We start from the raw sequence: 1073 nt of genomic DNA on the forward strand, positions 1-1073 counted from the left end.
TATCAGGAATTGATAGCCGGTGAAAGCCTCGCTTCCTATCAGTCGCTCTACCTCTTGTATTGTCAGTCCCAGGCTGCACCTAAATGCATTTCGGGGAGTACGAGCTATCTCCGGGTTTGATTGGTCTTTCGCTCCTACACAGAACTCATCCGTAAGCTTTTCAACGCTTATCAGTGCGGTCCTCCAAGTGGTTTTACCCACCCTTCAACCTGGTCCCGCGTAGATCACCCGGTTTCGCGTCTACCCACACTGACTGAACACCCTTTTCAGATTCGCTTTCGCTTCGGCTCCGGGGCTCGACCCCTTAACCTCGCCAGTGAAGGTAACTCGTAGGATCATTATGCAAAAGGCACGCCGTCACCCCGTAGGGCTCCGACCGCTTGTAGGCAACTGGTTTCAGGTTCTCTTTCACTCCCCTGTTCGGGGTTCTTTTCACCTTTCCCTCACGGTACTGTGCGCTATCGGTCTCTCGAGAGTATTTAGCCTTGCCGGATGGTCCCGGCGAATTCGCCCCGGATTCCTCGTGTCCGGGGGTACTCAGGATTCCACTAGGCTTCCGCTCGCTTCGCATACGGGGGTATCACCCTCTGTGCCGCATACTTCCATCTGCTTCCGCTCGCTCGCTTCTTGCCACCACGTGGTCCTATAACCCCAATAGGTCCGTAAACCCACTGGTTTGGGCTCTTCCCCGTTCGCTCGCCACTACTCAGGGAATCACAATTGTTTTCTCTTCCTGCCGCTACTAAGATGTTTCAGTTCGCGGCGTTCGCCCCATAAAATGGTGATGGATCTTCAATCCATCGGGTTGCCCCATTCGGAAATCACGGGATCAAAGGTCATTTGCACCTCCCCCGTGCTTATCGCAGCTTATCACGTCCTTCTTCGCCTTCGAGAGCCAAGGCATCCGCCTGTTGCCCTTTCCTACTTCTTTTATTTCTTCGTACTCGTTCCGGTTCTAAACCGGTAAGTAACTCAGTAATCTTGCGATTAAGTTTTCAAATGTCAACTTCAGTATCTATACCGAAGTCTCTATCTGCTTCTTCAATTAAACTTTCCAGTATGTCAAAGATCGT

The 1073-nt window shown here is 51.7% G+C and carries 1 rRNA gene; it reads right to left on the reverse strand.

The window, feature by feature from the left end:
* Window positions 1-931 (reverse strand): 23S ribosomal RNA (locus MJZ25_16735); the annotation flags it as partial.
* Between the last annotated feature and the right edge of the window lie 142 nt (window positions 932-1073).

It is taken from the genome of Fibrobacter sp., from assembly GCA_024399065.1.
Lineage (GTDB): Bacteria > Fibrobacterota > Fibrobacteria > Fibrobacterales > Fibrobacteraceae > Fibrobacter.